The 22364-nt window shown below is 65.8% G+C and carries 16 protein-coding genes; all 16 read left to right on the top strand.

Translation table 11 applies throughout. The annotated features are described in order from the left end of the window. The first annotated feature begins 207 nt into the window (after positions 1-207). The 16 genes from KF886_22085 (at position 208) to KF886_22010 (ending at position 22095) form a co-directional block, all read left to right on the top strand. Positions 208-1239, top strand: a complete 1032-nt coding sequence (locus KF886_22085; GenBank protein ID MBX3180049.1) for a hypothetical protein — start codon at positions 208-210, stop codon at positions 1237-1239. 89 nt (positions 1240-1328) lie between these two features. Beyond that, a complete protein-coding gene (locus KF886_22080) occupies positions 1329-1928 on the top strand; it encodes a hypothetical protein (GenBank protein ID MBX3180048.1) in 600 nt (199 codons plus the stop codon). A 627-nt stretch (positions 1929-2555) separates the two neighbouring features. Further along, positions 2556-4808: an FdhF/YdeP family oxidoreductase gene (locus tag KF886_22075; GenBank protein ID MBX3180047.1), complete on the top strand. Its 2253-nt coding sequence runs from the start codon at positions 2556-2558 to the stop codon at positions 4806-4808. Further along, a complete protein-coding gene (locus tag KF886_22070) occupies positions 4805-5170 on the top strand; it encodes a hypothetical protein (GenBank protein ID MBX3180046.1) in 366 nt (121 codons plus the stop codon). The genes KF886_22075 and KF886_22070 overlap by 4 nt, the downstream gene beginning before the upstream one ends. A 322-nt stretch (positions 5171-5492) precedes the next feature. Further along, a complete protein-coding gene (locus KF886_22065; protein ID MBX3180045.1) occupies positions 5493-6698 on the top strand; it encodes a hypothetical protein in 1206 nt (401 codons plus the stop codon). A gap of 53 nt (positions 6699-6751) precedes the next feature. Beyond that, complete coding sequence (gene kdsB / locus KF886_22060) at positions 6752-7507, top strand: 3-deoxy-manno-octulosonate cytidylyltransferase (protein MBX3180044.1); 756 nt, start codon at positions 6752-6754, stop codon at positions 7505-7507. Between the two features lie 34 nt (positions 7508-7541). Then, positions 7542-8447: a homocysteine S-methyltransferase family protein gene (locus KF886_22055; protein MBX3180043.1), complete on the top strand. Its 906-nt coding sequence runs from the start codon at positions 7542-7544 to the stop codon at positions 8445-8447. 735 nt (positions 8448-9182) lie between these two features. Continuing rightward, the gene (locus tag KF886_22050) at positions 9183-10235 is read left to right on the top strand and encodes an exo-alpha-sialidase (GenBank protein ID MBX3180042.1); all 1053 of its coding nucleotides are present in this window, start codon (positions 9183-9185) and stop codon (positions 10233-10235) included. A gap of 73 nt (positions 10236-10308) precedes the next feature. Beyond that, positions 10309-11979: a sulfite exporter TauE/SafE family protein gene (locus KF886_22045; GenBank protein ID MBX3180041.1), complete on the top strand. Its 1671-nt coding sequence runs from the start codon at positions 10309-10311 to the stop codon at positions 11977-11979. Positions 11980-12395: 416 nt separating this feature from the next. Then, on the top strand, positions 12396-13682 hold the full coding sequence (locus KF886_22040; GenBank protein ID MBX3180040.1) for a Gfo/Idh/MocA family oxidoreductase: 1287 nt from the start codon (positions 12396-12398) through the stop codon (positions 13680-13682). 63 nt (positions 13683-13745) lie between these two features. Then, entirely contained in the window at positions 13746-14591 is an 846-nt protein-coding gene (locus KF886_22035; protein ID MBX3180039.1) for a hypothetical protein, read from the top strand. Between the two features lie 72 nt (positions 14592-14663). Then, positions 14664-15209: a hypothetical protein gene (locus KF886_22030; protein MBX3180038.1), complete on the top strand. Its 546-nt coding sequence runs from the start codon at positions 14664-14666 to the stop codon at positions 15207-15209. A gap of 526 nt (positions 15210-15735) precedes the next feature. Then, the gene (locus KF886_22025; protein ID MBX3180037.1) at positions 15736-17160 is read left to right on the top strand and encodes an arylsulfatase; all 1425 of its coding nucleotides are present in this window, start codon (positions 15736-15738) and stop codon (positions 17158-17160) included. 198 nt (positions 17161-17358) lie between these two features. Beyond that, complete coding sequence (locus KF886_22020) at positions 17359-18651, top strand: hypothetical protein (protein MBX3180036.1); 1293 nt, start codon at positions 17359-17361, stop codon at positions 18649-18651. Between the two features lie 428 nt (positions 18652-19079). Further along, the gene (locus KF886_22015; GenBank protein MBX3180035.1) at positions 19080-21329 is read left to right on the top strand and encodes a hypothetical protein; all 2250 of its coding nucleotides are present in this window, start codon (positions 19080-19082) and stop codon (positions 21327-21329) included. Positions 21330-21687: 358 nt separating this feature from the next. Continuing rightward, on the top strand, positions 21688-22095 hold the full coding sequence (locus KF886_22010) for a VOC family protein (GenBank protein MBX3180034.1): 408 nt from the start codon (positions 21688-21690) through the stop codon (positions 22093-22095). Positions 22096-22364 lie beyond the last annotated feature (269 nt).

Genomic DNA, 22364 nt, shown 5'->3' with positions numbered 1-22364 from the left:
CCGGCAGGGCGTCTTCCGCGCCGCCCGGCGGCCCCTGGAGTACCTGCTCCGATATTTCAAAGGGAGCCATGGGTGCCACGTTCAAGCTCCGCGGCTCCGCCGCGAAGGCTTGAGCGTGCGAGACTCCAGAAGATCGCCAACAGTCAGGAGCAGTATTTCATCCTTAACGGGTGACGCTACGCGTCATGAACGGCTGTACCCCCGATTATGCACATTGGAATAAACACGCTCCCGCTTGACCCGCACCCCTTCCCGCACCACGCCCATCGGTACCTGGCGCGGGTGCTCGCGTGCATCCGCAAGGAAAAGCAAGCGATCCAGTTCTCGTGCCTCCACGAAGAAGGGCGCGCCCCCGGGCTCCCCGAGCTCCCCGCCATCCCGCTCGAATGCAAACCCGGCGGCCTCTGGCGGCGCGGCGGCGCAAACCTCGACGCGGCGATCGCCGAACACAAGATCGACCTCCTGCTTTCCGCGATCCAGACCCCCTACACCGGCCAGGCCGTCCCGCAGGTGCTCCTCGCGCTCGATCTATTCCCCTGGGACCGGAATCCCGCCGCGCCGGGCATCAAGACCATCAAGAAGGCCTGCGCCCAGGCCCGCCACATCATCGCGCCGTCCGAACACGTGCGGCGGCGATGCCTGGAGGTCTTCGAGGCCTCCATGGAAAAGATTGTCGTGGCCACGCCGGGCGTCTCCACCGCCCTGTCCGAACCCGCGACCCCGTTTGTGGAAAAGCCCTATATCGTCTTCCTCTACGATCCCCTCACCGCGCCGCTCCTCGATAAGATCCGCGCCGCGCTCGACGCCCGCATCAAGGAATTCCCCCAGACGCACGTGGTGGTCGGCCCCGCCCTGCCCGAGGAACCCGCGCAGTGGGGACCGCGCGTCGTCCGCATCGAACAATGCCCGGACAACCACCTCGGCGGCCTCTACCGGGAAGCCGACTTCGTACTCTACGCCGGCCCGGACGACGGCAGCGGCCTGCGCGTGCTCGAAGGGCTCGCGGCGGGCGCGCCCGTCCTGGCGGCGGGTTCGCGCGGCGTCATGGAAAACGCCGGCGACGCGCCGATCTACTTCAACGGCGAAAGCCTCGACGCCTATTTCCAATCCATGAAGCGCATCCTGGCCGAGGGCGGGCACGCCCGAAACAAACGCATCCACACCGGGCAGCAGATCGCGGCCCGCTTCCGCTGGGATAAGACCATGTGGAAGGTGCTGTCAACCTTCAAGGCGGGTTGAGCCGATTCCGATCTGTAATGCGGGCCGAATTCTCGGGTACAGTAGGGTAACTGTGGCCAGCCATCAACAACCCCAAGGAACCCAATCTCATGCCGTATTCCGCAATTCCGCGCGCCGCGCGCGCACTGGGCCTTAGCCTGGGACTCGCCGCCCTTTGCTTCTCCGGACTCTCCGGATGCACCGGACTGGCGCTGCCCCCCATTCCCGTGGCCATCACCATCGTGACCGACGCCGAGATCATTGCCGCGGAGCAGGACGGCGGCAATGTCGATGTCGCGCTCACACTGTTCTGCGACCTCTTCAGCGAGGAGCGCCTCGATGAACTGCTTACCACCTTCGGCGGTGCCGATATCGCCGCGCTGGTGGACATCCCTTCGGTCGAACTCGAATCGCTGGAGTTCATCGCCACCGAAGGCGATTTCAGCGCCTACACCATGGCCGCCGCCGACTTGACCGTCATCGGACCGAGCAGCGATCCGATCGACCTGGGCGCCGTCTCGGACGCCAACGGCCTCGGTGAAGGCTTCGAGCTCGTCGCGGAAACGCCCCTCGACCTGCTCAACGACCTCAACCAGGACGAATGCGGCGTGCCCACGCTGCGCCTGGCCAGCGACGCCGCCCCGACCGAGGACACCCGCTTCACCGTCATTGCGCACGTCCTGGTTTACACCCAGTTGAACTTCCAGTAAGCAAAACACCACGCCTGCGCGCCCCGGACGCCACACACGGCGCCCGGGGCGCTTCTTTTAGGGTGCCCACAGGGGCGCAGAGATTTCCACCACAAAGAACCTTTGGCCTATCCGCGGTCAATGTAGGATAGCCGTCCCGGCTGTCCAACGCGCCGAAAGGCGCACCCCATAACAGCCAGGACCAACGGCCCAGGTAATCGACTTATATATGGAGCGCCCGCGGCTCGCCGGCATGGCGCCGAAGGTGCAAGACTAATGTATGGAGCGCCGGCGGCTCGCCGGCATGGCGCCGAAGGTGCAAGACTAATGTATGGAGCGCCGGCGGCCCGCCGGCATGGCGCCGAAGGTGCAAGAACAATGTATGGAGCGCCGGCGGCTCGCCGGCATGGCGCCGAAGGTGCAAGAACACGTTGCCGAAGTCCCCCCGAGACACGCGACTACTACTGCAACGGCAGCATTTCCAGAACGCTCTCTTGCGCCGGCGGCGCAATCTGCCGGCGGGCCGCCGGCGCTCCATAGTTGCACGTAGCCTATATTCAGCAAGTCGCTCTGGTTTGGGCACTGTACTTCGCTCGGCTAAATTCCGGCCGTGCGCCACAGCCCGAACACTGTGCTACACTCTTTCCCATGTCGAATCCATTCCGCCAGAACAAGCGCTGGACGCCCGCAAACTGGGCGAGCCTGGTCCCCTTTGGCCTCGGCCAGCAGGGGCCGAACAACTTCCACGAGGTCTTCCGCGCCGCCTGGGAAAACAAGGACGAGGCCGCCTACGCCTGGCGCATCCTGCGGGATGGCGTGTGCGACGGGTGCGCCCTCGGCACGAGCGGGCTGCACGACTGGACCCTGGACGGCGTGCATCTCTGCAATATCCGGCTGCGCCTCCTCCGCCTGAACACCATGCCCGCGCTGGACACGGGCCGCCTCGCGGATATCACGTCGCTACAGGGCATGAAGAGCGCCGATCTCCGCGACCTGGGGCGCCTCCCCTACCCCATGATTCGCGCGCGGGGCGAAGCAGGCTTCCGCCGCATCACCTGGGACGAGGCCCTCGATCGCGTCGCGGCGCGCATCCGCCAGTCCAGTCCGGACCGCTTCGGCGCCTACCTGACCAGCCGCGGCATCCCCAATGAAACCTACTACACCGCCCAGAAATCCGTGCGGGCGATGGGCTCGGCGAATATCGACAACGCCGCGCGCATCTGCCACAGCCCGAGCACGGCGGCCCTCAAGTCGACCATCGGCGCGGGCGCCACGACGTGCTCCTACGCGGACTGGATGAAAAGCGACCTGATCGTGTTCTTCGGGTCGAACATGGCCAACAACCAGCCCGTGGCCACGAAATACATCCATTACGCCAAGAAAAACGGCGCCAAAGTGGCCGTCGTGAACAACTACGAAGAACCGGGCATGGCGCGCTACTGGATACCCTCCGTACCCGAAAGCGCGCTCTTCGGCACCCGGATCGCCGACCGATTCTTCCTGGTCAATGCCGGCTCGGATGTGGCGTTTATCAACGGCGTGCTGAAACATCTGTTCCAGAACGAATGGGTGGACCTGGAGTTCATCGCCTCCCACACCGACGGCGTCGCGGATCTGCGGACCGGGCTCGAAGCCCAATCCTGGGACGACCTCGAAGCCCTCAGCGGCACAACCCGCGAAGAAATGCTGGCCTTCGCCATCATGATAAACGAGGCGAAACGCGCGGTCTTCGTCTGGAGCATGGGCATCACGCAACACGTGCAGGGCGTCGACAACGTGCGCGCCATCGTCAACCTGGCCCTGACAAAGGGCTTCGTCGGGCGCGAAGGCTGCGGACTCATGCCGATTCGCGGCCATTCCGGCGTGCAGGGCGGCGCCGAAATGGGCGCGTACGCCACCGCCCTGCCCGGCGGGCTCCCTGTCAACGCGGAAAACGCCGCCGCCCTGGCCGCGCAGTGGGGCTTTCCGGTCCCCGGCGCCCCCGGCCTCAGCGCCGTGCAGATGATCGAGGCGGCCGATCGCGGCGATCTCGATGTCCTGTTTTCGGCGGGCGGGAACTTCCTCGAAGTGCTCCCGGACCCGCCCTTCGTGGAACAGGCGCTACAGAAGATCCCCATGCGCGTGCACATGGATATCGTCCTCTCGCCGCAGATGCTGCTCGACGCCGCCGAGGAAACCATTCTCCTCCCCGCCGCCACGCGTTACGAGACACCCGGCGGCGTCACGGAGACCAGCACCGAGCGGCGCATTATCTTCAGCCCGGAGATCCCCGGGCGGCGTATCGGCGAGGCGCGCCCGGAATGGGAGGTCTTCCCCGATCTGGCGCGGCGCGTACGCCCCGAGCACGGCGCGGCCCTCTCTTTCCCCGATACCGCGTCGGTGCGCGCCGAAATCGCGCAAATCGTCCCGTTTTACGGCGGGATCCAGCACCTCAGGAAGAAGGGGGACCAGTTCCAGTACGGCGGGCCCCACCTGTGCGCGGACTGGAAGTTCGACACGCCGGACGGGAAAGCGCATTTCTTCGCGATCGCGCCGGAGGAGACCGCAATCCCCGAAGGCGAGTTCGCCCTGACCACCCGCCGCGGCAAGCAGTTCAACAGCATGCTCCACGCGAACAGGGACTACATCACGGGCGCCGAACGAGAGGCCGTGCTGATGAATCCGCGCGACGCGGCGGCGCTCGGCCTGGCCCGGGGCGATCGGGTCCGCCTGGAGAACGCCTTCGGCGCGTTCGAGGGGCGCGTGTTCCCGGCCCCCGTGCAACCGCGCAACCTGCAAGTCCACTGGCCCGAAGGAAACACGCTCCTCGACCGCACACGCACCGCGCGGGAAGCCGGCGTCCCCGATTACAACGCCCGCGTGCGCGTTATCCCGCTCGCCGAAGAGGCCCCGCGCGAATGAAGCTGCGCATCGAAAATAACGCTATCCGCTTCCGCATTACCCCCGAAGAACTCGACCGCCTTCGCGACCGCGGCCGCGTGGAGGCGGCCACCCAACTCTTCAGCCCCGACGGAGGCCATATCGAGGGCGAGTTCATCTACGCCATCGTGGTGGACGGCGAAGGCGGCGCGGAAGGCTGCCTGATCGAGCCGGGCTATATCATGCTCATCCTGCCGCGAGAGGCCCTCGGCGATCTGTGCGACCCCGACGGCCCCGGCTACCGCTACCAGCGCGAGAGCCACACGTCCGACGGCGGCATCCAACGCTTCCACGCCCACGTCGAACTCGACAAGCCCGCCAAACGCCCCCGCTCCGAAGCGTAGCGCAACCGCGAAGGTCTGCCTCCGGCCAGCGCGCCAGGGGACTGCATCCGGCTGGCAAGTGTGCGCCAGGGGACTGCATCCGGCTGGCAAGTGTGCCCGACACTGGAACCCAGGCCACAAACCAGCCGGTGGCTGTACCCGCAAAAAAACGCCAGCGCTCCGCTTCCGGCTGGCAAGTGTGCCCGACACTGGAACCCAGGCCACAAACCAGCCGGTGGCTGTACCCGCAAGAATCGCTCCCCGCCTTGCAATCACGCCGCGCATCCGCGCAAACTGACGCGTGTCCCTCCGACCTTTTTCCGGCGGCGTAAAGGAAGTACCCATGCCACCCGCAGTTCAACTCCTTCCGCATTTCGTGTTACTCGCGCTCTTCACCCTCACCGCAAACGCCGATCCGCCCGTACACACGCTGACGATGTTCCCCGCCGAACACAAAGTCATCGAAGACCCCAAAACCGGCGCGACGCTGACCTTCCTCACCACCGATCCCGGGAGCGACACCAACCTGTACTTCCACGAATACGCGTGGACAGCGGATGGCTCGATAATCTTGTTCTATTCCGGCCGCGAGAATGGCGGGCTCATGGGCTACCTCACCGCGACGGGCGAACTCTTCACCTTCCGCGACACCGTCGGGGGTCTCGGCGGCGCCACCGCCGCGCTGACCGGAAACGGCCTCTACGCCCTGCGCGACGCGTCCATCATCCGGCTGGATTTCGAGGTGACGGTCTCCGAGGACCCCGCCGCGACGCCGTCAATCGTGCGGGCCCGCGAGCGCCACATCGCCGCCCTCCCGAAGGCCGAACGCTTCACCGCGCTGGGGGAGAACTGCGCCGGCACAACGCTCGCCGTGGGCGTGCAGGACGGCGAGGTCGGGCCGGTACCCGCGATTCTCACCATCGACATCGCGTCGGGGACGGTCCGGGAACTCTGCCGCGCGCCCGAGTCCCCCGCGGTCGTCCAGCACGTGCAGTGGAGCCACACCGACCCCCACGTCCTGAGTTACGCCGGCCGGAAACCGCGCCTGATGGTCGTCGACACGCGGATCGGCCACCCGAAAGCCGTGTATCCGGAGTGGGCGGACGAACTCGTAACCCACGAGTCCTGGTGGGTGGAGGACCAGATCATTTTCTGCGGCGGGACCAATCCGCCGCCCACCGAAGACTCCCACGTGAAGCTTTTCGACACCAGAACCGGCGTCGTTCGCATTATCGGCGCGGGCGCCTGGTGGGCCGGGGCGACCCCCGAAGAGCTTTCCCGCTACAACTGGTGGCATGCCGACGGCAGCGACGATGGTCGCTGGGTTGTTGCGGACAACTGGCATGGTGATATTATACTCTTTGAAGGTAAAACGACGCGTCCAAGAATGCTCACCCTGGGCCACCGCACCTACGGTACGGGAACCCACCCCCACGTGGGGTTTGATCGGGCGGGCAAGTCGGTCATATTCACGTCTCACCTGTTGGGTGACGAAAACGTTTGCGTTGCGACGATTCCCGATTCGTGGCAGCGGGAGAACCCTTCGTAGGGATATCCCCCGGAATACAACGCGGCAACCGCGCAAGCGGCGAGGACGAAGATATGACACGAGTTGTGGGTATTATTCCATCCCGGTACGCCTCCACGCGGCTGCCGGGAAAAGCGCTGGAAGACATCCTGGGCAAGCCCATGGTCCAGCGCGTGTACGAGGCGTGCCGGAAGTCGGATGTGCTCGACGCGCTCTACGTCGCCACCGACGACCAGCGCATCGCCGAGGTGGTCGAGCGGATCGGCGGATCCGTCATCATGACGTCGCCGTACCACGTGAGCGGCACGGATCGCCTCGCCGAGGCAATCAAATCCATCGATGCCGACATCGTGGTCAATATCCAGGGCGATTACCCGTTCATGAACCCGTGCATGATCCAGGAAGGCGTGGATCCGTTGCTGGCCGATCCCGATCTGCCCATGGCCACCATGATGCGGGCCGTCTCCAGCCCCACCGACCTGCACAACCCCGACGTGGTCAAGGTCATCATCAACCTCAAGAGCGAGGCCATGTACTTCTCGCGATCGCTCATCCCCTTCCCGCGCGGCTACAAGGCCCACAGCGTCTACGAACACATCGGCATGTTCTTCTACCGCCGCGAATTCCTCGAATTCTTCTCGCAGCTCCCCCCCACGCCGCTCGAACAGGTCGAGAAACTGGAGCAGCTCCGCGTCCTCGAACACGGCTACCGCATCCGCGTCGTGCTCACGCAATGCAAGGACTCCCTCCTCAGCGGTTTCAGCGTGGATACCTCCGACGACCTGGATCGCCTCGAAGAAATGCTCAACAAGCGCGGCATCACATGCTGAAGCGCCCCCCGAGCGCGCGGAATACCCGGCGGCCATGAGCGCGTTGCTCGACCGGCTCCGCGGCGCCCGGATCGTACTGGCCGACGGCGCCTGGGGAAGCAACTTCATCGCGCAGGGCCTCGATACCGCGCGCGAGTGCGCGGACCTCTGGAACGTACAACACCCCGGTCGAGTCGCACGACTCGCCGCCGCCTACGCGCGCTCGGCGGACATCCTCACCACCAACACCTTCGGCGCCAGCCGGGCCCGCCTTGCGACATCCGGTCTCGAGACGCTGTGCGAGTCAATCAACATGCGGGGTGTGGCGCTGGCGCGCGAGGGCGCCGCGCTGGGCAATCCCGACGGCCCGCCCCCGCTGATTGCCGGATCGATCGGGCCGGCCCGCGACCCGCGAAATACGTCCGTGACCGAGGCAACGCTGTTTACTTCGTACCGCGAGCAGGCGGCCCTCCTGGCGGAGGCCGGCGCGGATTTCATCCTCGTCGAGAGCATGACGAGCGCGCGGGACGCCGCCATCGCCCTGGAAGCCGCGCGCGCCGCCTGCAAGCTAGAAATCGTCTGCTCTTTCGCCTTCCGCGCCGTGGACGGACGCACATACGAAACCTGGTGCGGCGATTCCGTGGAGACCGCGCTGGGCGCGGCCATAAACGCGGGCGCCGCCGTGGTGGGGGCCAATTGCGCGCCCGCAACGCCGTCGCTGCTGAACCTGGTCGAAACCATGCGCGGATGCATCGGATCCGGCCCGATCTGGCTCAAGCCCAACGCCGGGCAGCCCGTACAACACGACGGCGCGCTCCGCTATCCCCACCCCTTCGAAGCGGCGAACATCGAGGCCCTCCTGGACGCCCTCGGCCACGGCGTCTTCGGCGGCTGCTGCGGCACAGGCCCCGCTGCCATCGCCCTGATCCGGGACCTCCTCGACCGGCGTAACCCCGGCTGACCCGGCGCGCTCTTGCACCCCTTCGGAAGGATTCGATAGGGTAGCCCTTCCCGACCCCAGGCGCGGCCTTGGCAACAAGCGAGTTGACCATTGGGAGCGCAGGCGGCTCGCCTGCATCGCGCCGAAGGCGCGGATTGGATTGCCACGGGTTCGCCGAGCAATAGCGTCCACGGTGATACAACAAACCAATTGGAGGTTTAGAAATGTACTGTCCCTGCGGGTTTTCGTTTGTATCCAAGCCACCGAACTTCGAAGCGAACTATGATTCCTACCTAGTAGTAGCTAACCCTGAGTACCAAGAGTTTCTCCGGAGAGAAATGCGCGTTGTGAATTGCAACGACGATGGAGAGACGCGACTTGCGCTGATAGCGGATTCCGCACGGTTGACAGGCTCTGTTCTGCTCTGCCCGAAGTGCTCCCGCCTATACGTGAGCCTTCCGGGCAAAGAAGAGTCATGGTACTACAAGCGTGAGTCTGCCTGGCAGTATCCGGCGGAGTCTTCCAGCCAATAGTAGTCAAGATGGTTGCTGGACAGTCAGTTGGCAAACCGTCTTTTCGGGCTGAAGATAGTCAAGAGCCACGTTCGCGATGTTCATGGCAATCTCCTCGACCGGCGTAACCCCGGCTGACCCGGCGCGCTCTTGCACCCCTTCGGAAGGATTCGATAGGGTACCTTTGTCCAGCCTGAATCGCGGTCGGGCTGCGGCCGCCATCCCCGTTAGAAGGAATTCCAACGTGCGCTCCGTTCTGCTTACCCTCGCCATGACCCTCCTGGCGCAACCGCTCCACGCACAATCCCCCAGCGCCACGCTCGCGTGGTGGAGCAAGGTCACCGCCGGAACGGATCACCACGCCTTCACGGATCTCGTCCACTATCGGGACCACTACTACCTCTGCTTCCGCACCGGCCAAAGCCACAACTCCATGGACGGCGCGGTGACCATCCTCCGCAGCCCGGACATGCGCACGTGGGCCCACCAGAAAACGATCAAGACCCTGGGCGACGACCGGGATCCGCATTTCGCGCTGGCGGGCGATCGCCTTTACGTCTACTTCGGCGTCTGGGACACCATCCACGGCGAGGGCGCCAAACCACCGCAGCGCAACAAGGTCCGATCCCACGCGGTCTGGACCGAGGATGGCGAAACCTGGTCCGATGTCGCCGGGCTCTATGAACCGGGCTGGTGGCTGTGGCGCGTCCGCCACCTGGGCGACGCCTTCTACTCCGCCGCCTACACCGCGCTGCGCCCCGTGCCGGACGCCCGGGAGACGCGGCTCCTGCGCTCGGAGGATGGCCTGAACTGGGAGCTCGTCTCCACCGTGACCCGCAGCCACATGTGCGGCGAGGCCGACTTCTGGAAGCGTCCCGACGGATCCCTCGCCATGCTATCGCGCACTGGCGGCAGCAACCCCGCGCGCCTTTTTACCAGCGACGCCGCGCACGCCACCTGGAACGACGCGGAACTCTCCGAAATGGTGCATTCGCCCGCCATGGCGTTCTGGAAAGACCGCGCCTTCGTGGCCGGGCGCGGCCAGCGGGACGGCAAAAGCGTGACGAAACTCTGGGAACTGCGCGACAACGACCTCGTCGAGTTGCTCGTCCTGCCCAGTGGCGGCGACACCGGCTATCCGGGCCTGTTGACCATTCCGGAATCGCTGGAGGAGGACGCGCCGCGCTTTTACATCAGCTGGTATTCACAGGTGGATGTGGCGACGGGCGAAAGGGAAGCGGGGCACGGCGCGGGTGTGTATGTGGGCGAGGTGCGCATCGCCGCCGACCGGCAGTAGCGCGGCGGGCCGCCTTCGCGCTACCATGGGCGGCCTGCAACCCGAAGCTGGAGCCCGCCGCGTGGCCTGTTTAATGAAAACCATCCGAAAACGCCTTTTCCCCGGCGCCCTGATCGCCGCGTGCTGCCTGTTGGGGGCGCCCGCGGCCTTTGCGCACCCGCTGGGCGACTTTTCCATCAACCAGTATTTCATCCTCGACGCCACGGGGCCGCGCCCGGCTGTGCACTACCTGCTGGACGTCGCCGAAATCCCCTCCTTCACGGAGCTGGACCTCCTCGACCGGGATTTCGACAGCGAAGTGAGCCAGGACGAGGTGAATACCTACCTCGCGCAGCGTATTCCACAATTGGCGGGACAAATCGAGTTGCAAATCAACGGCGAACCCGCGCCCCTCGCCGCCGATCGCTACAAGCTCATCCTCCTTGAGGGCAACGCGGGGATGGTGGTGTTCAATATCCTCCTGACCCTGGAGTCGGAAGCCGGATGGCCCGACGGCGAGGCGATCAAGCTCTCCCTGGCGTCACGCAACTATCCCGATGAACAGGGCACGCGGGAATGCCTCGTGCTGGCCGGGCCGAATTACCAGGACGCCACCGCGGATCTCCCCGCAAGCGAATTGGGCAACCAGGCGCCCGTGCCCCAGGAGGCCATCGCGGCGCCGGTATACGGAAATCGCGGCGCGGCATTCACCCTGCAACTTCGCCCCGCCCAGGGCGCGGGCGCGCCCGGCGCAACGCCCGAAGAGGCCCTGGAATTCGCCTGGACCTCCACCGCCCGGCTGGCCGCCGAAATGGGCGAACCTGGCATGGGCGCCGGAATCGCCGCCGCCCTGATCGATTCCGGCTTCCGCGAGGCGGACCCCGGCGCCGCGAAGCCGCTGCTTCAGGTCGCGGATGGCGTGGACGCCAATACGGTGGCCTCCGGAACGCGCCAGGCGCCGGACACACTCGCGGCCCGGCTTATGAACCGGATGTCGGCCATTGTACGAACGCGGGATCTTCCGCCCCTGCTCTTCGCCCTCGGCCTCCTCATCGCGGCGGCGCTCGGCATGGGCCACGCCCTCTCGCCCGGGCACGGCAAGACCGTCATGGCGGCGTACCTCATCGGCGAGCGGGGCACCGCCTGGCACGCGATCGCGCTCGGAATCGTGGTGACACTGACGCACACCTGGAGCGTGATCCTGCTCGGGCTCGTCACGCTCTATTTCGAAGGCTGGCTCAGCGAGGATCAGGTCAATTTCTGGACCGGAATCATCTCCGGCGGCATCATCGTGGCGATCGGCCTGGTCCTGTTCCGCCGCCGCTACCAGCAGTTCCTCGCCAGCGCGCAGGGCGCCGGGGCCGCCTGGCGCCTCGACCACGGCCATGACCACGCACTGGAATCCGGCGCCCCCGGCCCGGAACTGGCGGCCGCGCCCTCCTTCTGGAACGTGGTGTGGCTCGGCGTTTCCGGCGGCGTGGTCCCCTGCCCCGCCGCCCTGATCGTCCTCCTCCTCGCCCTGAAGGTGGGCCGCCTGGCCTACGGCCTCGCGCTCATCCTCGCCTTCAGCCTCGGCCTCGCACTCGTCCTCGTGATCATCGGACTCCTCGTCGTCCGCGCCTCGCAATCCATGCGCCAACGCCAGATCGCCGCCCACCCCCTCTTCCAGTTGCTACCCCTCGGTTCCGCCGCCCTCATTACACTCCTCGGCGGCTGGGTCATGGTCTGGACCCTCCTCCAGTTCGACATCCTCCGCTTCAGCTGAACCAGGGGACTGCATCCGGCTGGCCCACGCGCCCAAATCAACCAGGGGACTGCATCCGGCTGGCCAATCCGCCCAAAGCCGGAGCAAAGGCCCCAAACCAGCCGGTGGCTGTACCCGCAGAAAAACCAGCGCCCTGCATCCGGCTGGCCAATCCGCCCAAAGCCGGAGCAAAGGCCCCAAACCAGCCGGTGGCTGTACCCGCAGACCGAAATTTCAACATGAGCCACGGGCGCCACCCTCAAGCTCCGCGGCTCTGCCGCGAAGGCTTGTGGGTGCGGGACTTCAGTTGAGCGACCATAGTCATTGGCAGGACAGGGGACCGCAGACCACCCCAACTTGCCCTCCGCCGCCGCGCTCCACTACCATAACCCACCACCGCGCCCCAACGCGCGCGGCCGGAATGGAGAGGGAATCCCGTGAAAAAAAGCATTAAACCTGCGTTTACCCGACGCCAGTTCCTCGGATCCGCCGCTGCGGCCGGGCTATTCACCATCGTACCCCGCAGGGCCCTCGGCGGCCCCGGCCACGTCGCCCCAAGCGAAGAATTCACCAAGGCCGTGTTCGGCGTGGGCGGCATGGGACGCGGCCACCTGAACTACCCCGGTTCGCGGCTGCTCGCCGTATGCGATGTCGATCGCGCCCGGCTCGAAAAGGCCATGGAAATCGGCCGCGACATCACCGGCGACGAGGTCAAGGGCTACGCCGACTTCCGCGACGTGCTCGACCGCGACGACATCGATATTGTGCACATCCCGACGCCGCCGCACTGGCACGCCCTGATCTCCATCGCCGCCGCGGAAGCGGGCAAGGACATCTGGTGCGAAAAGCCGATGGCGCGCACGGTCTACGAGAGCCAGAAGGTGGTCGAGGCCGTCCAGAAACACGAGCGCATCTTCCGGCTGAACACCTGGTTCCGATTCCAGAGCGGCTTCTACGGCATGGACACGGAGGTGAAGCCGATCAAGAAGGCCGTGGAAAACCGGCTCTTCGGGTGGCCCCTGAAGGTCACCGTCGGCGCCACCACCGGCTTCAACTGGAAGTTCCAGTGGAGCGGGCGCACCGACCTCACACCCGAGCCCATTCCGGACGTCCTCGACTACGACATGTGGCTCGGACCCGCCCCGTGGAAGCCCTACAACGCCCACCGCACCCATGGCACCTTCCGCGGCTATTGGGACTACGACGGCGGCGGCCTCGGCGACATGGGCCAGCACTACCTCGATCCCGTGCAGTACTTCCTCGAAAAGGACGATACCAGCCCCGTCGAAATTGAGGTGGACGCCCCGCAGCAGCACGACGACGCCGTGGGCTCGTGGCGCCGCATCACCTACCGTTACGCCGACGGCTGCGAGGTGATCCTGGACGGCGAGGGCAAGGACGAAGGCGCGGCCTACATCGAGGGCCCGGAGGGAAAGCTCTTCCCGAAGTTTGAATCCGACATCACGGGCCTGAAGGAGAAGGTCGACAGCCTGCCCGATCCCGCCCCGCAGATCACCGACTTCTCCGAAGCCGTGCGCACGCGCCAGAAGTTCGCGCTGAACGAGGCCAACGGCCACCGCTCCTGCACGCTGGTCAACCTCGGCGTCATCGCGGTCCGGCTCGGCCGAAACCTCAAGTTCGACCCGGACGCGCTTCGCTTCATCGACGACGAGGGCGCCAACCGCCTGCTGAACCCGCCCATGCGCGGCCCCTGGCGCGTCTGACGCCCCGGCATCGCCCCCAATCACCCGAAGCACGTCGCCACCACGCGGAAGAGGATATACGACATGTCTATTGCACTGAAAACCCTGCCCTGGCTGCTGGCGCTGCCCCTGGCCGCCGCCGCGCCCGCGGCGGATGTGGACGCCATCATGGCGCAGTTTCCCGCACCGGGCCCGGCCCAGGCCAACGGACTTTTCGACGCCCTCATCGACGCCGGCGAGGATACCATCGCGTCGCTGTGCGACCGGCTCGTTCCCCTCGGCGCGACCGACGACAACGCGCCGCGATACGCCCTCACCGGGCTCGCCCGCTATGCCAGCCGCCCGGACGCCGGCCGGGACCGCGACGTCGTGGAAGATGCGCTCCTCAACGGCCTCGATCGCGCGAAGCATCCCGATATCCAGTCGTTCCTTATCCGCCAGCTGCAGCAGTGCGGCACGAACCGCTCGGTCTCCGCGCTGCGCGATTTCGTCGCGCACGAACAACTCGCCTCGGACGCCATCCTCGCGCTGGAGGCCATCGGAACCGCGAAAGCCCGGCGCGCGCTGGCCGCACAGCTGTCGCGGACCAGTGGCGACACGCAACTGCGGGTGATCGCCGCGCTCGCGGGCGACGGCAAACACCGACGCGCCGCACGCGCCATCCGGAATCGATTGGAAGCGGGTGCGGACGCCAACGAAACGGTCCACCTGCTTTCCCTGCTCGCTTCGGTGGCGGGCGCGGGCGCACACCCCGACCTCATCGATGCGGCGGGCCACGAAGCCCCGCGCGTACGGAAGGCCGCGCTGCTTCACGCCGCCGAGCTCATGGACGCCCGCGCGGCCCGCAAATGGCGGAAGGCGCTTGATAATGGCGATCTGCCCGACGACGCGAAGGCCGCGGTCATGGCGATGCTGGAAGTTCAAGTCTAGCCGCGAATCGGTGTGCATGCTTCTCCTGCCTTATAGGGCCGCCCGCAGCAAACGGCCCGGGAGGAGCACCCCATGGAACACCTGCAGCGCCTCGCGGAACCGGAAGAGGGTTCCGCCCGATCACGGATATCGCCAACCACCTCGGCGAGCAAATCAGCGCGCACCCGAACGACCCGCGCGCACATTGTCCTGATCAGCGACGCCGCCTCGGGCGGAACACGCTGGGAGGCGGTCATCGCCGAACTCGCCAACCGGGGCTACGCCGCAACGCCGCTGGCGCTGACCGGCGCGGATTCGACCGAAGCCATCGTCCGGGCGATCGATGCCCTGCCGAGCTCCCCCGTGCTGCTTGCCGGGCTTGGTATTCCGATCGATATGCTCGCGCGCGCGGCCAATCGCCGGCCCGGGCGCGTCGAAAGCCTCGTGCTCATCGGCGGCGGCGCGGCGGTTTCCGGTGAAGTCCCGGCGGGCCTCCGCACATCCCGCGTCATCCTCGCCGGGGATCCTTCCCCCGCGCCCGCTCACCCCTGGCGGCAGGCGATCTTTGTGAATGCCGGAAAGGACGCCCCGGATGCCGCGCCGCGCGCCCTGGCCGCCGCCATCGCGCTGCTCGCCTGAGCGGCGGGGCAATCGCATTTAAACTCGATCTCGGTATATGGGCATAGACTTGAGTCGATTCGAAACCTTGAATCAACGAAAGTGAGCGTTTTGGAGCGCCGGCAGATACAACTATGGAGCGCTGGCGGCCCGCCGGCAGACTCAACTATGGAGCGCTGGCGGCCCGCCGGCAGACTCAACTATGGAGCGCTGGCGGCCCGCCGGCAGACTCAACTATGGAGCGCTGGCGGCCCGCCGGCAGATTGCGCCGCCGGCGCAAGACAGCGTTCTGGAAATGCTACCGTTGCATCAGAAGCCGCGTGTTGTCGGTGGACTCCTGCAACGTGTTCTTGCACCTTCGGTGCAAGGCCGGCGGGCCGCCGGCGCTCCATACCAACCGGCTCCATTAGCAAGAACACAAACTGTTCCGCACGTCAGACCGCTGAAGTTTTACCAATGCGATTGCCCCGCCTGAACTGGCCTCGCGCGAAGAATCGTGCCATACTGTCCCGGAGTCTCGTAATCCACCCCGTTGAAAGGAGCCTCCATGGGTATTCGCGCGCATTTCGCCCTCAGCCTGCTACTCCTGTCCGCCGCGGCGTTCGACGTTCGCGCCGATCATCCGAATATCGTCCTCATCATGGTGGACGACATGGGCTACGGCGATGCCGGCGCATACAACCCGGACGCGAAAATCCCGACGCCCCATATCGACCGGCTCGCCGCCGAGGGCATGCGCTTTACCGACGCCCACGCCGCCGGACCGCTGTGCCACATGTCGCGCTATGGGCTTTTGACCGGCGAGTACCCGTTTCGCGTGCGGGTGGATGACTGGCGCGAGCGCGCCCTGATCGCCGAAGGGCGCACGACGATCGCCTCCATCCTGCGAGAACAGGGCTACCGCACGCACATGGTCGGCAAGTGGCACCTCGGCTTCCACGAGCAGGGCTACGACAAGCCGCTGCCGGGCGGCCCGGTGGATCGTGGCTTCGACACCTTCTTCGGCATCCGCGCGTCCACGGACATTTCACCGTATTTCTACATCTACGGCGATCGCGCCGTGGAACCGCCCACGGACCACATCGAAGAAAACCATAGCGAAGGCTGGGCCCCCGTGCAGGGCGCCTTCTGGCGCGCCGGGGGCATCGCGCCCCACCTCGACCTCGCCGATGTCCTCCCGCGCTTCACGGAGGAGGCCTTCGAGGTCATCCACGGCGCGAAAACGGATCAGCCCTTCTTCCTCTACCTCGCCTACCCCGCGCCCCACACGCCCTGGCTCCCCTCGAAAGCCTTCGAGGGCCAAAGTGGCGCGGGCATGTACGGCGATTTCATGATGATGGTCGACGCCATGGTGGGCCGGGTAATCGCCGCGCTGGAATCGCGAGAACTGCTGGAAGACACGCTGCTCATCTTCACCTCGGACAATGGCCCCTACTGGCGCAACGAGGACGTAGATCGCTTCGGCCACGATTCCGCCGGCGGTTTTCGCGGCATGAAAGGCGACGCCTGGGAAGCCGGCCACCGCGTGCCCTTCATCGTCCGCTGGCCCGGCAAGGTCGCCCCCGGAACCACGAGTGGCCAGCTCATCGGATTCACCGACCTGCTCGCGACCTTCGCCGCGCTCACCGCCGCCAAAGTCCCGGCGGGCGAGGCCTCCGACAGCGTCAACTTCCTGCCCGTCCTGCTGGGCGATCAGCCCGAGGACACGCCCGTGCGCGAAGCGTGGGCGATGCAGGCCGGCAGCGGCGCCATGCTCTACCGCGCGGGCGACTGGAAACTGATCGACGCGCTCGGCTCGGGCGGGTTCTCCCAGCCGCGCAGGGAAGACCCCGTGCCCGGCGGCCCCACCGGCCAGCTCTACAACCTGGCAAACGACCCCGCCGAGACCACGAACCTCTACCTGGAGCACCCGGACATCGTTGCGCGGTTAAGCGCGGAACTCGCCCGTGTGAAAGCAGGCCCGGCGGAATAGCCAACCCGATCAGAAGCACCTCCGGCGCGATGCAGGCGGGCCGCCTGCGCTCCCATTGGTCCGCGCTACCGTTGTGACCCCGTCTTCTTTCGAAGACGATACGACTGAATTTCACTCGACCAAACCATGGATGGCTGGCGTCGCTTTCCCGCGAACCGGCCTCCCCACTCCGCAAACCCAACAGAAAGGAACGTCACCTTGACCTTCCCGTCCATTCGCCCGGCCATCCGACGAAACCTGATCTCAACCGCCGCCGCATTGCTCTGCCTGCTCGCGCCCCTCGCGGGCGCGGCGCCTGTCACGCCAAACGACTTCACCGGATCCGACAGCGAGCGCATTAACAAGGCCATTGCGGTGGCGGCGCAGACCGGTGCGCGCGTCGTGGTTCCGCGGCGGAACCTGGCGGCGGACGGCGCGCGGGACGTGTGGCTGCTGGACACCGCCATCCTCGTCCAAAGCGGCACGATTCTCGATCTCGAAAACTGCCACCTGAAGCTGTCGGATCAGGCGCGCGACAACTTCATCCGCAGCGCGAACTGCGGCCTCGGCATCACGGAAATCAAGCCGCTGGAGAACATCCACATCCGGGGTGTCGGCCGCGTCGTGCTGGAAGGCGCGGACCGGCCCCGCGCAACGGGTGACAGCGCGAAGACCCTGGGCGAACGCACCTTCGGCACGGACGCCGGCAAAGCAGGCGAAAGCCCGACCGGCGACTGGCGTAATATCGGCATCCTGCTCGCCCACGTGGAAAACTTCAGCATCCAGAACCTCCACATGAAGGATCCGCATGGCTGGGCGATCTCGCTGGAGCGTTGCGCCTACGGTTCACTGCGCGATCTGGATTTTTCGGCGGCGGAATTCAAGCTGATCGATGGCGAGCGCAAGACCATCCTGAATCAGGATGGCATCGACCTGCGCCAGGGCTGCCACGACATCACCATCGAAAACATCACCGGCCACAGCGGGGACGACCTCATCGCGCTGACGAACATCCTCGGAAAGGACCCCGTGGCCGGGAGCACGGAGAGCATGATGGTCACCGCCGCCAAAAACCGGGGCGACGGGCTCGACGACATCCGGAACGTATTCATCCGCAACGTGCGCGGGCATACCTCGGGCGGCCACCACATCGTCCGCCTGCTCAACGCCGGTGGCCTCAAGATCCACGACGTCCTCATCGACGGCCTGATCGACACCTCCACCGGACAACCCGCGAAGGCCGGCATCAAGATCGGCGACGCCAACCCCGTCTGGGGCGGTGTGACGCCGCTGGGCGACACGTACCGGATCATGATCAACAACGTCATCAGCCGCGCGCAGCACACCATCCTGATCGGGGGCTCCCTCTCGGAGTCCGTCATCTCGAATGTGGTCAAGTACGAGGCCGAGGGGGAACCGATCACCTACCAGTCCGGGAAAGACTACGTGCGCAATGTCGTCCTGCGGGACGTGCAAGCCCTGAACGCGCCGACGCCAGCCGGCGAGGGCTGATCCGGGCGCCCGGCGGGTTGAACTTTCGCCCGCCGGCGGCTACGCTATCCCATACGTAACACTTTAGCGGAATGAGGTATGTCCGGTGTGAAAGCATGTCTCGGTCAAGAGAGCGTGAATCGAAGGATCGCGGACATTCATGTCCGCGGCAGGAGGAGCGCAAGACCTCATGTGATCATTGCGCTTGTGAAATGGCCCCGCTCCCCATTGCATTCCGGTTTTGGGGACGCGGGGAATCTTTTCCAGGCCAGCCATGCCCGTCGAATGCCGAAGCGGGCGTTGCCGCAGGCAGGAATGCCCGCGATCCTTTTACTGTGCTTCCTCTCAAATTGCCGGAGTGCCTGGGACTATACATGCTCGCTACTTCAGACGGCTAATTTGTTACTCAAATACCAATTGTCGGCAACCCTCCTCGAAAGGTCCCGTTGATGTCCGTCCAGCTTTTTGCTTTTATCGCCCTGCTCGGCGTAAACCTGCCCGTGGGCTCCGCCCCCGAGCCCCTGGCCCTCCCCCACTTCCCGGATGCGCTCCACGCCTACGTATGGCGCAACTGGTCGCTGGTTCCCGCTGATCGCCTCGCGTCGGCGGTCCAGGCCACCCCCGAGCAGATCGCGGCCATCGGCCACAGCCTCGGCCTCGAGGGCCCGCCCGCCATCGGCACGGAACAGGAAGCCCGCTCCTACATCACGGTAATCCGGCGAAACTGGCATCTTCTCCCCTATGAGCAACTTCTCCAGCTGCTTGACTGGGACGCGGAGAAGCTCGATTTCGTCCTGCGCGAGGACGACTTCCTCTTCATCAAGTTCGGCAGCCTGAAGCCGAATTCCACGCCGATCGCCTATGCCCCGCCTTCCGAAGAGGCCCGGGCCGCCGCCGGACGCATCGCTTCGTGGGTCAAGGAGCATTTCCCGAACGGCGTGGCGCCAAAGGAGCCGCTTTTCGCCTTCGTGGATCACCTCAGCGCGCCGTTTGAAGGCGGCGCCGCCGAACCCGCTGATCAGATCTTCAACCCGCGCTTCTGCGCGCCCTACTTCGGGCTCTACGGCGATCCGCTGGAACACAGCGATATCGACCCCTTCCCCCCGGCCTACCTGGAGCGGGTCAAGGCCTCCGGCGTGAGCGGAATCTGGATCCCCGCCCTGCTCTACCAGCTCGCCCCCTTCCCCTGGGACGCATCGAAGAGCGAGGGCTACGAAGATCGCCTCGCCTACCTCAACGATCTCGTGAATCGGGTGAAGGAGGCCGGCGTGGACATCTACCTCTACCTGAACGAGCCGCGAAGCCTGCCCCACGTCTTCTTTGAGGATCACCCGGATCTGAAGGGCGTCTCGCATGGCGAAGTTTCGTCGATGTGCACCTCGCTGCCCGAAGTGCGCAACTGGCTGCGCGATTCCGTGGCCCTCGTGAGCCAATCCGTCCCGAATCTGGGCGGATTCTTCACCATCTCCGCCTCCGAAAACCTGACCAGCTGCTGGTCGCACGGGCTCGGACCGCAGTGCCCGCGTTGTAAGGACCGCACCGCGCCGGAAGTCATCGCCGAAGTCAACACCCTGATCTGGGAAGGCATCGAGCAGGGCGGCGGCGGCAAGGAATTCCTCGTGTGGGACTGGGGCTGGAACAATGCCTGGGCCCCGGAGCTGATCGGGCGGCTCCCGAAGGAAGTCGCGCTCATGAGCGTCAGCGAGTGGGACCTCCCGGTCGTGCGCGGCGACGTGGAGACGAGCGTCGGCGAATACTCCCTCTCCGCCGTCGGACCCGGCCCGCGCGCCACCGCGCACTGGAAAGTCGCCCGGGATCGCGGCATGAAAACCGTCGCCAAGGTGCAGGCGAACATCACCTGGGAAATCGCCGCCGTGCCGTATGTCCCGGCGGTCGCCAATGCCGCCGAGCATGCGCGGCGCCTGCGCGAGGCCGGTGTCGAAGGCATTATGCTCGGCTGGACGCTCGGCGGGCACCCCTCGCCGAACCTGGAAGTCTTCTCCGCGATCGGCTCGAATCCGAATATCACGGTGAACGAGGCGCTGCGCGAGGTGGCGGAGGATCGCTTCGGCGCGGACTTCGCACCAGCCGCCGTGCGCTTCTGGAACGAGGTCAGCCTGGCCTACTCCGAATTCCCCTACCACATTGGCACGATGTACAACGGACCGCAGCAGGTCGGCCCGTCGAACCTGCTCTGGGGCAACCCCACCGGTTACCGCTCCACCATGGTCTGCTTCCCCTACGACGCCCTCGACACCTGGCGCGTGCAATTCCCGCGCGAGGTTTTCATCCAGCAGTTCGCCAAAATGGCCGCGGGCTTCAACGCCGCCGCGGATGCGCTGGCGGACGAGAACGCGGGCGCGCTGAACCCGGCGCAGCGGGCGAACCTCGAACAGGAACTCCGGATTACCCGCGCCTGCGCCCTGCATTTCCAGAGCGTGGCGGATCAGGCCGCCTTCATCGTGGCGCGGGACGCCCTGTCAACCGCCGAGGGTGATGCGAAAGCCGCATTGAAACAGGAGCTTGAGCGCCTGCTTCGCGCCGAAATCGAAAGCGCGGAACAGATGCACGCCCTTCAATCCATCGATTCCCGCCTCGGCTTCGAGGCCTCGAACCACTACTTCTACATCCCCGCCGATCTCGTGGAGAAGGTGATCAACTGCCGCTATCTCCTCGAAGAGTGGCTCCCCGGGGTTTAGCGGGCCGCGCCAGGTAAGGCGGCGCCTCGCGATCAGAGAAACAAGAAGGAGAGGAACACTTCGGCCGTTTGACGCAATGCATTCGTAGGGCCGTGATACCCTTATGCGCTGCGAGCATTCGTCATTCCCGCGAATGGGGCTGTCGGTTTAACGTGAAAGGTGAGCGCATTTCCTACAATTTTGTGCTAACGCCCTACAGCGTCATTCCCGCGAAAGCGGGAATCCAGTGGAGTTCGGAGGTTTGTGCGTTCGCGTCGCTGGATCCCCGCGTTCGCGAGGATGACGGTGTCCGAAGATCCAAAGCCAATACCGAGGGTGAGCACCTCAGACGCCTGAGGTGTCGCCAAGGAGAAGAAATATGCCCCGCCTCGACCATGTCGCGCTCCAGGTCAGCGATATCGACCGCGCGATCGCATTTTACCGCGACGTCCTCGATCTGCCCTTCCTCTTCAAGAAGGAGGACCGCGATCACGGCGAAGTGTTCGCCTACCTCGAACTCGAAGGCGGCAACCTCGAACTGCTCGCCCGCATCGACGCCAGCGGCCAGCCCCTCCCGTACACGCCGCGCCCCGTGGAAAAGCCCTACTGCCCCCACGTGGCCCTCGGCGTGGACGACCTCGACACCGCCCTCGCCGACCTGGCGTCCAGCAACGTGCCCCTCATCGACGGCCCCCTCCTCATCCCCGACACCGTCCGCTGGCTCTACTTCAGCGACCCCGACGGCAACATCATCGAGTACGTCCAGTGGCTGAATAAGCAAAACTGACCCGCGCCTCCGAAGCCCGGCAAAGCACCGCCCCCTCAAGCCACGGCCCCTGCCGTCCCTGCCGTCCCTGCCGTCCCTGCCGTCCCTGCCGTCCCTGCTGTCAACTGTCAACTGTCAACTGTCAACTGTCAACTGTACCCCCGCCCCCCTCCAGGTGTGCCACGGCCAAGCGGCGCGGCCCCAGCCGCGCGGTAGCTTGACCGTGCCCTGAACCCTCCAGCCTAAAGCCTAAAGCCTAAAGCCCGAAAAAACTGCAACGCCCCATCCCA

The organism is Candidatus Hydrogenedentota bacterium (genome assembly GCA_019637335.1).
Classification (GTDB): Bacteria; Hydrogenedentota; Hydrogenedentia; order Hydrogenedentales; family JAEUWI01; genus JAEUWI01.
Note: the sequence above shows the minus strand (reverse complement) of the source record. Positions and strands in the feature narration are given on the sequence as shown.